Origin of the sequence: Serpentinimonas maccroryi (genome assembly GCF_000828915.1) — a bacterium.
Taxonomy (GTDB): Bacteria; Pseudomonadota; Gammaproteobacteria; order Burkholderiales; family Burkholderiaceae_C; genus Serpentinimonas; species Serpentinimonas maccroryi.
On the sequence record NZ_AP014569.1, the window covers coordinates 174338 to 187340 of the forward strand.

The window sequence follows — 13003 nt, forward strand, 5'->3', positions numbered from 1 at the left end:
CCCGAACAGCCCGCCCGGCGCATGGGTTTGCTGGCCGGCTTGGGGCTGCTGGGCTTGGGCCAGCTCGCCAGTGCCGACCTGTGGGCGCAAGGGATAGCCCCCGCTGTGGCGCAGCCCGCCACAAATCCAAATCCTTCGCCCCTGTGGGTGGTGATGTCAGAGCGCAACGCGGCCCAGGACGAGGCGCTGCGCGTGCTGCGCAGCGGTGCGGCGCTGCCCTTGCAGGCGGGCCTGTGGTCCGATTGGGCGCAGTGGGAGCAGCTGGCTTCGGGTTCGGCCCTGATGCTGTTGGGTGCGCGCGCGCTGGCGGCCTGGGCGCAGCGCCAGCCCCCCGCCTTGCCAGCCATGCCGTGGGTGGCGGGGCTGCTGTCGCAAGCGGCATGGGCGGGATTGCCCGCTGCGCTGCGCGGCCGCACCCACGTGGCTTGGTTGGATCAGCCGCTGCCGCGCTTGGCCGAGCTGCTGCGGCTGGCCTTGCCCGATCGCTCGCGGGTGGCTGTGCTGTTTGGCCCCGCCACCCGCGTCTGGCGCGAGCCGCTGCAAGAGGCCCTGCATGCGCGCCACTGGCAGATGCAAGCGGCGCAGTTGCACGAATCCGACGGGCCGGCCGAGCTCTTTGCCGCCCTGAGCCGTGTGCTCGATAGCAGCGAGGCGCTGCTGCTGTTGCCCGACGCCCAAGTGGTGCAGCCCAGCCAATTCCAGAATTTGCTGATCGCAGCCTACCGCCAGCGCCTGCCGGTGGTGTCGTTCTCCCAGGCCCATGTGCGTTCGGGAGCCTCCTTGGGCTTGTACACCACCCCCACCCAAGCGGCGCTGCAGATGCTCGACCTGCTGCGCAAAGCGCAGCAGCCCGGGGTGCGCTTGCAACAGCAGTGGGCCAGCCAGTTCGAACTGGCCATCAACGAGCCGGTGGCACGTTCGCTCAACCTCCTGTTGCCCTCGGTGGCCATGCTGGCCGGGGCGCTGATGCAGCGCACCGGTGCCGCGCCAGAGGGGGGTGCTCGATGAACCCCGACCCCATGCTGCGCCAGATGCGCCTGCGCCTGTGGCTGGCTGCCGCCTTGCCGGCGGTGCTGGTGATGTTGGTGCTTCTGGTGCTGTTCGTGCAGCGCCACAGCTTCGAGCTCCTCCAAGCCCAGCAGCATCAGGCGCAAGCCGTGGCCAAGCAACTGGCCAGCCAAGCCGAGTTTGCTCTGTTTGCCGCCGACGTGCAGACCCTGCAGCGCCTGGCCGGCGCCACCAAAGACAGCGACGACGACTTGGTGGCGGTGGCGCTGCGCGCCGCCAACGGGCATTTTCAGGCCGGAGCAGGGCGCTTTGGCGCCCAATTGCCCGATTTTTCAGGCAACCGCGTGCACCTCAATGGCGACCGCTTGTGGGTGATCTACGAGGTGCGTTCGCAATTGATGGCGGTCGATGATCCGCTGGCCGCCGGCTTGCTGGAGTCTGGGGTGGCAGAGTCGGTGGTGCTCGGTTACGTGGCGCTCGAATACGACCTGAGCGCGCTCCAGCGCAGCAGCCGGCAGTTGCTGCTTTGGGCGCTGGCGGCCACCGGCCTAGCCTTGGTGTTGGCGGCGCTGCTGTCGGCCCTGATCGCCTCCAGCGTGACGCGGCCGGTGGCCCACATCAGCGACGTGGTGCGCCGCATCGGCGGCGGGCAATTGCAGGCGCGCGCCGACGTGGAGCGCTGCGGCCCGATGGCCCAGTTGGCCAGCGGCATCAACCGTATGGCCAGCCAGGTCGCCGTGACGCAAGAAGAGCTCATGCAGCAGGTGCAGCAAGCCACCGACGAACTGCGCCTGCAAAAGCTCGAGGCAGAGCGCACGGCGCGCACCGATGGCCTGACGGGTTTGCTGCGCCGGCGTGCCTTCATCGAGTTGGCCGAGGCCGAAATCCAGCGCAGCCTGCGCTACGAAGATCCGCTCTCGTTCATCATGTTCGACGTAGATCATTTCAAGTTTATCAACGACAACCACGGCCACCCCTGTGGCGACGCAGCCCTGGTGCACTTGGCTGAGCTGTTGCGCGAGCAGATGCGCGATTCCGATCTGCCTTGCCGCTGGGGTGGCGAGGAGTTCGTGGTGTTGCTGCCGCGCACCAGCGCCGACGTGGCGCGCCACGCGGCCGAGCGCATCCGCAGCCATTTTGAGGCCAACCCGGTGCGCTGGAAAGATCGCAGCCTGCGTGTGACGGCCAGCTTCGGCGTGGCCGCCTTTGATGCGCGCGACATCAGCCTGTCGAGCATGGTGGCGCGCGCCGACACAGCCCTGTACCGCGCCAAACGCAACGGTCGCAACCGGGTCGAGGTGGCCGAAGGCGGTTTTGCTGCGGGCTTGGAGCAGCCGACGGCTTAAGGCGGCTCGCGCAAGGGACACCGCGCAGCAGCAGCGGCGCGGTTTTTAGGTGGGTGTGGTGGCCGGTGCATCCAACCCGAGCCGCGCGCGCTGGCACGCCAGCTGCAGCCGCACTTGGGCCGGCGCCGTGCCGCCCACGGTCGAGCGCGCCTCGAGCGAGCCGCGCAGGCTCAGGCAGTCATAGACATCGGCCTCGATCAGCGGGTGAAAGCCTTGCAGCACCGCCAGCGGCAGCTCGGCCAAGCCGCAGGCGTGGCTGCTGGCGGCCTTGACGGCGTGCGCCACGCACTCGTGCGCGTCGCGAAACGGCAGCCCCTTTTGCACCAGGTAGTCGGCCAGGTCGGTGGCGGTGGCGTAGCCTTTTTGCGCCGCCTGCTCCATGGCAGCGGCGTTGACGCGCAAGCCCCCTTGCTTGAGGCCGGTGGCCGCATCGGGCGTGCCACCGATCATCTCGGCAAAAATGCGCAGCGTATCGCGCAGCGTGTCCACGGTGTCGAACAGCGGCTCTTTGTCTTCCTGGTTGTCTTTGTTGTAGGCCAGCGGCTGGGCTTTCATGAGTACCAGCAGGCCCATCAGGTGGCCGATCACGCGCCCGGTCTTGCCGCGCGCAAGTTCGGGTACGTCGGGGTTTTTCTTTTGCGGCATGATCGAACTGCCGGTGGTGTAGCGGTCGGCCAGCGCCACAAAGCCAAAGTTTTGGCTCATCCAGATGATCAGCTCTTCGCTCAGGCGGCTCAGGTGCACCATGCACAGGCTGGCGGCGGCGCAGAACTCGAGCGCAAAGTCGCGGTCGCTCACGGCGTCGAGGCTGTTGAGGCACAACTGCGGCTGGCCGTGCTCATCGACCATGCCCAGCGTGCGCGCCACGCGCTCGCGGTCCAGCGGGTAGCGGGTGCCGGCCAGCGCCGCGCTGCCCAGCGGCAGCCGGTTGGTGCGCCGGCGCACGTCGGCCAAGCGCTCGGCGTCGCGCGCAAACATCTCGACATAAGCCAGCAGATGGTGCGCAAAACTCACCGGCTGCGCCACTTGCAGGTGGGTAAAGCCGGGCATGATCACGTCCACGTGCTGCTCGGCCACCTCGACCAAGGCGCGCTGCAGTTGTTGCAGCAGCGCCTGCAGGCCGTCGATCTCGTCGCGCAGCCACAGGCGCACGTCGGTGGCCACTTGGTCGTTGCGGCTGCGCCCGGTGTGCAGGCGCTTGCCGGCGTCGCCCACGAGCTGCGTCAGGCGCGCTTCGATGTTCAGGTGTACGTCTTCGAGCTCGAGCTTCCACTCGAAGCGCCCAGCTTCAATCTCGGCCGCGATGCCGGCCATGCCGCGCTCGATGGCGGCCCAGTCGGCGGCGCTGATGATGCCTTGCGCCGCCAGCATCTCGGCGTGCGCTAGGCTGGCGCGGATGTCGGCGCGCCACAGGCGCTGGTCAAATCCCACGCTGGCGGTGTAGCGCTGCACCAGCGCGCTCACGGGTTCGCTGAACAGGGCCGACCAGGCCTGGGTTTTGGAGTCGAGTTGGCTGGCAGTCATGGTGCGGGTGTGGGGCAGGGTGGGGGCAGGGTGCGGAAGCTCAGGGCGTGCAAGGCGAGCGGGCAACAGGGCGCGGGCAGGGCAAAATTGGCGAAAATGGATGCGGCTGTAAACGCCAGCCCGAATTTTACGTGGCCCGGCTGGGCTGAGCAGGCTGAGCAAGCCGAGTGGGCTGAGCAGGGTGTACGGGCTGTACGTGTGCGGAGAAAGGGCTGCCGTGGTGTTGCGGGTGTTGCTGGTGGATGACGAGGCGCTGGCGCGGGCGCGGCTGCGGGCGCTGCTCGATGAGCTGAGCTTGGCCGAGGCGGGCGCGCCGCTGGAGGTGGGCGAGGCCGCCAACGCGGTGCAGGCCATGGAGCGCTTGCAGCACGCCGCTTGGGATGTGCTGCTGCTCGACATCCAAATGCCAGGCCTCAACGGGCTGCAACTGGCCGAGCGCTTGCGCCATTGGCCCAGCGACTGGCCGGCGCCGCCGGCGCTGGTGTTCGTGACTGCGCACACCGCGCACGCGCTGGCGGCCTTCGAGCTGCAGGCCATCGATTACCTGACGAAACCGGTGCGGCGCGAGCGCCTGCAGCAGGCGCTGGTCAAAGCGGCGCGCTGGCGGCAGGCGGCTGGGCAGGCGGCGGCTGGAGTGGCCGTGGCTGATGTGGCGGCTGCCGCAGCTGCCGTGGCGGGCGGCTCCCCGCCCCCCGCGCCGGCGCCCGCCCCGCTGCCCGAGGCGCTCACGATCCACGACCGCGGCAGCCTCGTGCGTGTGCCGCTGGCCGATATCCTGTACATCAAGGCCGAGTGCAAGTACCTGACGGTGCGCACCGCCGCCCAGAGTTACCTCTACGAGGGCGCGCTGAACGAACTGGACCAGGCTCACCCGGGGCGCTGGCTGCGCATCCACCGCAACGCGCTGGTGGCGCGGCACCGCGTGCGCACGCTCGAAAAAGCCGGTGCGCACAGCGGCCACGACGAGCCCGAGGGCTGGTGGTTGCGCCTCGATGCGGTGCCCGAGGCGCTGGCAGTATCCAGGCGCCAGTTGCCGCTGGTGCGCGAGCTGCTCAATGGCTCGCGCCCGCAGGCTGGGGCCGACAAGCCCGCCAAGCCTGGTGCCGGCAGCGGATAATTGCAGGCGTAGGTCCCAAGTCCTACGGTCGGGCGTGGTGCCTGCGCTGCGGCCCCGACCCGTATTTGGCCCCATTTTTCGCTTGTGCCCGCCCTATGACCCTTGTCGCCTCCCGCTCACTTACCATCGCCACCCGCGAAAGCCGCCTAGCGCTGTGGCAGGCCGAACACGTGCGCGCCCTGCTGCGCCAGCGCGGGCACGTGGTCGAGCTGCTGGGCATGACGACGCTGGGCGACCAGATCTTGGACCGCTCCTTGAGCAAGGTCGGCGGCAAGGGCCTGTTCGTCAAAGAGCTGGAGCTGGCGCTGGAGCAGGGCCGTGCCGACTTGGCGGTGCATTCGCTCAAAGACGTGCCCATGGAGCTGCCACCCGGCTTCGAGCTGGCGGCGGTGCTGCCGCGCGAGGACGCGCGCGATGCCTGGGTCTCGCCGCACTGCGCCAGCTTGGCCGAATTGCCCCGTGGTGCCGTGGTGGGCACCTCGAGCCTGCGCCGGGTGGTGCTGCTGCGCGCCCTGTTGCGCGATCTGGGCCGCGACGACGTGCGCATCGAGCCCTTGCGCGGCAACCTCGATACGCGGCTGCGCAAGCTCGACGCCGGCCAGTACCATGCCATCGTGCTGGCGGCGGCGGGCCTCGTGCGGCTGGGGCTGGAGGCACGCATCCGGCAGCGCTTCGAGCCCGAGCAGATGCTGCCCGCCGCCGGGCAGGGCGCGCTGGGCATCGAGGTGCTGTGCAGCCGCCCCGAGCTGCTGCAGGCGCTGCAGCCGCTGGCCCACGCGCCCACTTGGGCGGTGGCGACGGCCGAGCGCGCCGTCTCGCGCACCTTGGGCGGTAGCTGCTCCATGCCGCTGGCGGCCTACGCCACTTGGGCGCAAGCGCCCGCGCAGGAGCACCTGCCAGCCGGGGGCACGCTGCATTTGCAGGCCGCCTGGGGCGAACCCGAAGGTGCTGCTGCTGGGCAGCCGCCGCTGCTGCGCGCCAGTGCCAGCGCTTGGGTCGATAGCCTGGAGGCGGCAGACGCGCTCGGGGTGCAGGTGGCGCAGCAGCTGCTGCGTGCCGGAGCGCGGGCGGTGGGGGCGTTGGGTGTGGCCGCCCAGGCCCGCGCCAGCGGCGCTTGAGCGCCCCCGAAGCCGAAATCGACACCTTCCTCGCCCCACAAACGCGGCAAACCCCCCGTCACGCCAGGCCAGACTTCTTTCATGCCTCAAGATAGCCCTGCGACCCGCCTTGCGAGTGGCCACTCCCACCGCCGCATGTTGCTCGTGACGCGGCCGGCGCCCGAGGCCACCGCCTGGGTGCAAGCCGTGCAAGCCGCCGGTTGGCCGGCTGAGGCGCTGGCGCTGATTGAAATCTCCTCCGCGCTCGACCCGCAGGCCCGCCACCAAGCGCACCTGCAGGCGGCGGGCTGCGATGCCCTGATGTTCGTCAGCACCCAAGCAGTGCGGCACTTTTGCAGCCCCGATGGGCCACCGATCACCGCGCGTTGCTGGGCGCCGGGCCCGGGCACGGCGGCCGCGTTGCAAGCGGCCGGAATCGCGCCCGAGCAGATCGACCAGCCGCCGGCGAATTCGGCGCAGTTCGACTCCGAAGCCCTGTGGGCCGTGGTGCAGCCCCAATTGCACCCTGGCCACCGCTTGTGGGTGGTGCGCGGTCAGTCGGCCGATGGCCGTTTGGGCCGCGACTGGCTGGAGCAGCAATGCCGGGCGCACGGCGGGCAGGTGCACAGCTGCGTGGCCTACAGCCGCCGCGCGCCGCAGTGGGATGCGGGTACCGCCGAACGGGTGCGCGAATGGGTGCGCAACGGGGCGGTGTGGTTGCTCAGCAGCTCCGAGGCGATACAGCATCTGCAGCAACTGCTGCCCGATGGACCGTGGGCGCAATCGGTGGCGCTGGTGTCGCATCCGCGCATCGCGGCGTCAGCCAAACGACTGGGTTTTGGCGAAATAATGGCTCACCGCCCGACAATCGACGATTTGTTGCGCGCCTTGTCCGAATTGCCTGCCCCATGACCGAACCACCCAGCCCCGATCGGCCCGCGGCCCCTCCTGCTGCTGCGGCCCCCGCGCCGTCGCCAGAGCCGGCGCGGGCGTACAGCGCGAGCAGCCTCAGCGGCCCAAGCAGCGGCGAGGGCACCAGCGCGACCCCGCTAGCCGCCGCCGCCGCTTCGCGCCCAGAGCGAGCCAGTGGGTTTTCGTCCCCGACGTGGCTGCTGGGCTTGGCTTTGGTGTTGGCGCTGGTGGCATTGGCCTGGACCTACACGCTGGTGCAACGGGTGGAGCGCAGCGAGCAGGAGATGGCGCGCCGCGCCGCCGACAGCTTGGCCGAGGCGGTGGCGGCACGCGAGCTGGCTGCTGCGGCCGAGGCACAGTCCAAAGACCTGGCAGCGCGCTTGGGCTTGGCCGAGTTGCGCTTGTCCGAAGTGGCGTTGCAGCGCAGCCAGCTCGAGGAGCTCATGCTCGCCGTGGCGCGCACGCGCGACGACTCGCTGGTGCACGATCTCGAGTCCAGCGTGCGCTTTGCCCAGCAGCAAAGCCAACTCACGGGCAGCGTGCAGCCGCTTATTTCGGCCTTGCGCGGAGCCGAGCAGCGCATCGCCCGCGCAGCGCAGCCGCGCCTCAATCCGGTGCAGCGCGCGATCGCCGCCGACATCGAGCGCCTGCAAGCCGCCCAATGGGCCGATGCCCCCGCGCTGGCGCAGCGGCTGGACGCGCTGGCGCGCCGAGTCGATCAGTGGCCGCTGCTCAATCAGCCCTTGCCGGCTGCAGCGCTTGCCCCGGGCCCTGCAACGCTGCTGCTGGCCGCTCCAGCGGCCCAGGCCCCTGCCGAGGCAGCGGTTGTGGCGGCCAACGCGGCGGCCCCAGCGGCCAATGAACCGGCCCCGGTTGCCGCCGATCCGACCCCAGCAGTTCCCGAAGAGGCCTCGATTTGGGCCCGCGCCTGGGGCTGGGTGGGGCAGACGGGCAGCGGCGTGGGCGCAGCGCTGTGGCAGCAACTGCGCCATAGCAGCGCCGACCTGATCCGCATCAGCCGCATCGACGAGCCCGAGGCGGCCCTGTTGGCGCCCGAGCAGGCCTATTTTTTGCGTGAGAACATCCGCATCAAATTGCTCAGCGCGCGCTTGGGCGTGTTGACGCGCCAGTTCGACGCCGCCCGGGCCGACGTGCAAGCGGTGCAGGCGCTGATGCAGCGCTACTTCAACCCCGACGCCCCCGAGACCCAACGCGCGCTCGAACAACTGGCGCAACTGCAAGCCGACATGCAACAGCCCGATCTGCCCCGGCCCGACGCCACGCTGGCGGCGCTGCAGATCGCCGCGGGCGGCCGCTGACCACGGGGGCCCGGTACCGACATGAAAAACGTGCTCTGGTTTTTGCTGCTGGCCGCCGTGGCGGTGGTGGCAGCCTTGCTGCTGGGTGACAACCAGGCGATCGTGAGCGTTTTCTGGCCGCCGTGGCGCGTCGATTTGTCGCTCAACCTGGTGCTGATCGGCTTGCTGCTGGGTTTCGTGCTGCTGCATCTGGCGCTGCGCGGCATTGCCCTGCTGCGCGCCTTGCCGCAGCGGGCCCAGCGCTGGCGCCAGCGCCAGCAAGAAAAGGCGGTCTATGTCGGGCTGCTCGAGGCCTTGGTCCAGCACTGGGCGGGGCGGTTTGTGCGCGCCCAAACCAGCGCCGAGCAGGCGCTGCAGGTGCTCGAGCGCTTGCCCGAAGGCACACTCGCGCACCAGGGTCGCTGGCTGCTGCTGGCCCGCCTGCTGCTGGCCGAGAGCGCCCACAGCTTGGGCAACACCGGGCGGCGCGACGCCACCATCGAAGCCGCGCTGGCCGGCGCTGGACCCGATGCGGCGGCGGCGCGCGAGGCCGCCCTGCTGCGCGCCAGCGCCTGGGCGATCGAGGCCCGCGACGCGGTGCAAGCGCGCCACTGGTGGCAGCAATTGCCCCAAGGCGCGGCGCGGCGCATCCAGGCGCTGCGGCTGCGCCTCAAGCTGGCGCAGCTCGAGCGCGACAGCGTGGGCGCGATCGAGATGGTGCGCCAGCTCAAAAAACACAAGGCTTTTTCCAGCGCCATCGCCGCGCGCTTGCTGCACACGCTGGTGAGCGAGGCCTTGCAGCAAACCCACGACGCCGAGCAGTTGCTGCGCGTCTGGAAAGGACTGGACGCCCGGGAGCGCGCCGATGCCGGGCTGGCGCTGGAGTTTTTGCAGCAGGGGTTGCGTCTGTGGCCCCAGGGGTCTGAGGGAAGCGATGGGGTTGCCGGCGTTGCTGCGGCTGTGCCCCTGCCCGAGGCCTATCGCTGGCGCGACGAGGCCCTGCAAACCCTGCTGGCGGCCTACCCGCAACTCGAGGGCTTGGCGCAGCAGCGCAGCATCCGGGTGTTGCAAGACTGGCTGCCCGCGCTCGATGCGCGCTGGTTGGCGCAGCTGGATGCGGTGCAGGCCGCCCGCCCAGCCGACGCCGGGCTGCAGTACCTCTGCGGCCTGGCCTTGCTGCAGCGCCAGCTCTGGGGCAAGGCGGGCCAGATGCTGCAACAAGCCAGCCGCAGCCTGCAAGATGCCGGATTGCGCCGCCGCGCTTGGTGTGCGCTGGCGCAACTGGCCGAGCAGCGCGGCGACGAGGCGGCGGCGCAACAGGCCTGGAAGCAAGCCGCTGCCTGCTGAAGGAGGAACCCGCCGGCGGCCGAGTCAATCGGGGTTGCGCATTTTGCGCAAGCGCTGCCGGCGCGCTAGGCGCACCCGCAGCGTCCAGATGGCGCTGACCCCAAAATACACCGTCAAACCGAGGGTAACGGCCAAGATCGACAGCCCCAAGATCAGCGGTCTGCCTATTTCGCCCAATCTGCTCCAGCCTTGTTGGATCTGCTGTGTCAGGGTCAGCTCGCCGGCCTGCACGTGGTCCTCGGCTTTGCGCTCGACGATGCGGGCCAACTCCTCTTCGGTGGCGGCGCTCTCTTGCAGGATCACCCGGCCCAGTTCATACGCGGCGTAGTACACCGGGGCAAAGGTGACGGGGTTGGTCACCAGCGTGCTGGCCGCCGCCGCAGGCAGGTGCGCGCGCAGCAGCACCGAGACCACCGCCGAGGCCGGAATTTGCGCCACCGGGATCAAAAGCCCAAAAAAAACCCCGATCGCCATGCCCAGCGCCACACCCTTGCGGCTCAGGTGCCACAGCCGTGGGTGCCCCAACCAAGGCCTTAGCCAGCGCAGCCAGCGGTTTTGCTGCAGGCGTTCGCGCTCGGGCATGAGCTTTTTGAGGCGGTCGAGCATGGAGGGGGAGGGATAAGGCGCTGGCTTGCGCTCAGTCCACCTATTGTCGTCGAAGGGCTATCAGGGCAGACGGCGCAAAACGGAAAAATCGGCCCCACAGAGCACAGCTGTGGCATTGGCGCCGGTCAAAGCCCGCTATGCTCGCCCCCATGCAACTGCAAGAAATTTTGTATAGCCAAGGCTTTGGCACGCGGCGCGTGTGCAGCGGACTGGTCGAGCAAGGTTGGGTGGCGCTGGGCGAGCCCGCCCAGATCTGCCGCGACCCGTGGCTGGAGTGCGAGCCCGAGGGGCTGGTGTTTTGGGTGCAAGGCCAGCGCTGGACGCACCAGCGTCTGGCGTATCTGATGTTGCACAAGCCCGCCGGCTACGAATGCTCGCAAAAACCGGGCGCGTGGCCCAGCGTTTATAGCCTGCTGCCCAGCCCCCTGCGCCAGCGCCCGGGGGGCGCGGCCAGCGGCGTGCAGGCGGTGGGCCGGCTCGATCAAGACACCACCGGCCTGCTCTTGCTCAGCGACGATGGCGCCTTCATCCACCGCATGGCCTCCCCGCGCCACCACGTGCCCAAGGTGTACGAGTTGACTTGCAAACACCCGCTGCAGGCGGACCAGATCGAGCGCCTGCTGCAAGGCGTGGTGCTCGACGACGACCCGAAGCCGGTGCGGGCCGCGGCCTGCGAGGCGGTGGACGCGCACCACCTGCGCCTGACGCTCACCGAGGGAAAGTACCACCAGGTCAAGCGCATGCTGGCGGCCGTGGGCAACCGGGTCGAGGCCCTGCACCGCAGCCGCATCGGCCCCGTGACCCTGCCCGACGACCTTAAAGCCGGCGAGTGGCGCTGGTTGACGCCGGAGCAGGTGCAGTCCTTGCAGGCCCGTCAATCCACCCCCCTTGTGGCGGCGGCGCACGTGCACCCCGACGCTATCTGATACACAATGGTTCCCTATGCGCTTGGCCCTCGACTCCTTCTGGCGCGCGCTGGCCTATAGCCTGCACCCGCGCGTCATCGCTTGGTCTCTCATCCCGCTGCTGCTGATGGTGCTGGCGGCCTTTGCGCTGGCCTATTTTTTTTGGGATGGAGCCATCGCTTCGGTGCAGCTCTGGCTCGAGCAGTGGGCGCTGGTGGTGTTTGCCCTGCAGTGGCTGGAGTCGGTCGGGCTGGGTTTTCTGCAAGCCGTGCTGGCGCCGCTGATCGTGCTGCTGCTGGCCACGCCGCTGATCGTGCTCGCCACCTTGCTGCTGGTGGCCGTGGTGCTCACGCCGGTGGCGGTCGAGCTGGTGGCGCGGCGCCGCTTTGCCACCCTAGAGCGGCACCGGGGCGGCTCGTGGCTGGGCAGTTTGGGCTGGTCGCTGGGGCACACCGTGCTGGCGCTGCTGGCGTTGCTGGTGTCGCTGCCGCTGTGGCTGGTGCCCCCGCTGGTGCTGGTGCTGCCGCCCCTGATCTTGGGCTGGCTGAGCTACCGCGTGCTGGCCTTCGACGCGCTGGCCGAGCACGCCAGCCGCGCCGAACGGCACGAGCTGCTGCGCCGCCACCGCACCGTGCTGCTGCTCATGGGCGTGTTCAGTGGCCTGCTGAGTGCGGCCCCCGGTTTGCTGTGGGCCTCGGGCGCCATGTTCATCGCCATGGCCCCGCTGCTGGTGCCGGTGGCGGTGTGGGTGTACACGTGGGTGTTTGCGCTGGCCGCGCTGTGGTTTGTGCACTACTTGCTGGCGGCGCTGCAAGCGCTGCGCGCTGAAACCATTACCAGTGCCGCCTTGCAGCCCGATCTGCAACTGGCCCACGCCGCCACGGTCGAGCCCGAGCCAGAAGCTGCCCAGCCCGCCGCCCTGCCATTCAACCCGCCCGACGCCGCGGCCCCGGGCTTGCCGCCACAGCGCCCATGAGCCCGGTTCCGCGTTTTGGTTTGCTCGTCGTCGGCGATGAGATTTTGTCGGGCAAGCGCGCCGACAAGCACATGCCGCGGGTGATCGAGCTGCTGGCCGCGTGCGGTCTGGCTTTGGCTTGGGTGCGCTTTGCACCCGACGACCGATCCGCCCTGACCCACACCTTGCGCGAGGCATTGGCGGGCCGCGACGTGGTATTTGCTTGCGGCGGCATCGGCGCCACACCCGATGACCACACCCGCCAAGCGGCGGCCAGCGCGCTCGGGGTGGGGCTGCAGTTGCACCCGCAGGCGCGCGAGCTGATCGAGGCGCGCTCGCGCCAGTTGGCGGCACTCAAGGGTCACGCCTTTGAGCCCGAGCACCCCGAGCACCTGCAGCGCCTGCAAATGGGCGAATTTCCGCAGGGCGCGCGCATCATCCCCAACCCCTACAACCAGATTCCGGGTTTCAGCTGCACCAGCCCCAGTGGTGCCACCTTGCACGCCGTACCCGGCTTTCCCGTCATGGCTTGGCCGATGATCGAGTGGCTGCTCGAGCAGCACTACGCGGCCCATTTTCAGCGCGGCGCGCAGGGCGAGCGCTCGGTGATCGTGTACCAGGGCATCGAGGCCCAGCTGACGCCGCTGATGCGGCAGATCGAGGCCACGCACCCGCAGTGCAAGGTGTTCAGTCTGCCCAGCGTGGACCATCCCGAATACGGCCGCCACCTCGAGCTCGGGGTCAAGGGGCCGTTGCAGGCCGTGCAGGCCGCCTACGCCGATTTGCTGGCCGGCTTGCGTGCCGCTGCCGCCCACCTAGGCCCCGAAGTGGTGCGCTAGGGCCGCTGGAGCGCGTGCGCCCCACGGTGGTGCGCGTGCGCACCAAAAA

General features: G+C 69.6%; 12 protein-coding genes. 10 read left to right on the plus strand and 2 right to left on the minus strand.

The window, feature by feature from the left end:
* The first annotated feature begins 21 nt into the window (after positions 1–21).
* On the plus strand, positions 22–1008 hold the full coding sequence (locus SMCB_RS00815; protein ID WP_045534374.1) for a type 1 periplasmic-binding domain-containing protein: 987 nt from the start codon (positions 22–24) through the stop codon (positions 1006–1008).
* On the plus strand, positions 1005–2354 hold the full coding sequence (locus SMCB_RS12050; protein ID WP_052468352.1) for a GGDEF domain-containing protein: 1350 nt from the start codon (positions 1005–1007) through the stop codon (positions 2352–2354). The genes SMCB_RS00815 and SMCB_RS12050 overlap by 4 nt, the downstream gene beginning before the upstream one ends.
* A 45-nt stretch (positions 2355–2399) precedes the next feature.
* Here the strand turns inward: SMCB_RS12050 and argH are convergent, their stop codons facing one another.
* Positions 2400–3878: an argininosuccinate lyase gene (argH, locus tag SMCB_RS00825; protein ID WP_045534375.1), complete on the minus strand. Its 1479-nt coding sequence runs from the start codon at positions 3876–3878 to the stop codon at positions 2400–2402.
* Between the two features lie 220 nt (positions 3879–4098).
* Between argH and SMCB_RS00830 the strand changes: the two genes are divergently transcribed.
* The 5 genes from SMCB_RS00830 (at position 4099) to SMCB_RS00850 (ending at position 9649) form a co-directional block, all read left to right on the plus strand.
* Entirely contained in the window at positions 4099–4995 is an 897-nt protein-coding gene (locus SMCB_RS00830; RefSeq protein ID WP_338056280.1) for a LytR/AlgR family response regulator transcription factor, read from the plus strand.
* A gap of 95 nt (positions 4996–5090) precedes the next feature.
* Positions 5091–6113, plus strand: coding sequence for a hydroxymethylbilane synthase (hemC, locus tag SMCB_RS00835; RefSeq protein WP_045534379.1), 1023 nt, complete (start codon positions 5091–5093; stop codon positions 6111–6113).
* 135 nt (positions 6114–6248) lie between these two features.
* On the plus strand, positions 6249–7004 hold the full coding sequence (locus SMCB_RS00840; RefSeq protein ID WP_045534381.1) for a uroporphyrinogen-III synthase: 756 nt from the start codon (positions 6249–6251) through the stop codon (positions 7002–7004).
* Positions 7001–8323: a uroporphyrinogen-III C-methyltransferase gene (locus tag SMCB_RS00845; protein ID WP_045534383.1), complete on the plus strand. Its 1323-nt coding sequence runs from the start codon at positions 7001–7003 to the stop codon at positions 8321–8323. The genes SMCB_RS00840 and SMCB_RS00845 overlap by 4 nt, the downstream gene beginning before the upstream one ends.
* Before the next feature lie 21 nt (positions 8324–8344).
* Complete coding sequence (locus SMCB_RS00850; RefSeq protein WP_045534385.1) at positions 8345–9649, plus strand: heme biosynthesis protein HemY; 1305 nt, start codon at positions 8345–8347, stop codon at positions 9647–9649.
* A gap of 24 nt (positions 9650–9673) precedes the next feature.
* Here the strand turns inward: SMCB_RS00850 and SMCB_RS00855 are convergent, their stop codons facing one another.
* Complete coding sequence (locus SMCB_RS00855) at positions 9674–10255, minus strand: DUF2062 domain-containing protein (protein WP_045534387.1); 582 nt, start codon at positions 10253–10255, stop codon at positions 9674–9676.
* 149 nt (positions 10256–10404) lie between these two features.
* Between SMCB_RS00855 and SMCB_RS00860 the strand changes: the two genes are divergently transcribed.
* From SMCB_RS00860 to SMCB_RS00870, 3 genes are read left to right on the plus strand one after another with little or no spacing between them, the layout of a single operon-like run.
* Positions 10405–11181, plus strand: a complete 777-nt coding sequence (locus SMCB_RS00860) for a 16S rRNA pseudouridine(516) synthase (RefSeq protein ID WP_045537314.1) — start codon at positions 10405–10407, stop codon at positions 11179–11181.
* A gap of 16 nt (positions 11182–11197) precedes the next feature.
* Positions 11198–12136, plus strand: coding sequence for an EI24 domain-containing protein (locus SMCB_RS00865; protein ID WP_045534389.1), 939 nt, complete (start codon positions 11198–11200; stop codon positions 12134–12136).
* Positions 12133–12954, plus strand: a complete 822-nt coding sequence (locus SMCB_RS00870) for a competence/damage-inducible protein A (protein ID WP_045534391.1) — start codon at positions 12133–12135, stop codon at positions 12952–12954. The genes SMCB_RS00865 and SMCB_RS00870 overlap by 4 nt, the downstream gene beginning before the upstream one ends.
* The last annotated feature ends 49 nt before the right edge of the window (positions 12955–13003 follow it).